General features: G+C 71.5%; 1 pseudogene. It reads left to right on the top strand.

Annotated features, from left to right (window positions below):
- Positions 1–355 (top strand): annotated as a pseudogene (locus ACFHWS_RS28620) (IS1380 family transposase); the annotation flags it as partial.

The raw sequence follows: 355 nt of genomic DNA, 5'->3' as shown, positions 1-355 counted from the left end.
ACGTACACCGCGTTCGCCGGCACCCGACACGAGGCGACCGCCCGGCTGATCGTCCGCCGCGTCCGTCGCGACGACCCGCAACAGATCCCCGGCCAGGACGAACTCCTGCCGACCTACCGGTACCACGCCGTGTTCACCGACAGCCCGTACACCCTCGTACAGGCCGAAGCCCAGCACCGGCAACACGCGATCATCGAGCAGGTCAACGCCGACCTGATCGCCGGGCCCCTCGCCCACCTACCCTCCGGACACTTCAGCGCCGACGACGCCTGGCTGACCCGCGCCGCGATCACGCACAACCTCACCCGCGCCGCCGGACACCTCGCCGCGGGCACCTGGTCGACCGCCAGACCCG

The organism is Micromonospora sp. LOL_013 (genome assembly GCF_048060315.1).
In the GTDB taxonomy this organism is placed as follows: domain Bacteria; phylum Actinomycetota; class Actinomycetes; order Mycobacteriales; family Micromonosporaceae; genus Micromonospora_E.
The sequence above is the reverse complement of the archived record's forward strand: the minus strand, read 5'-3'. Positions and strand labels throughout refer to the sequence as shown.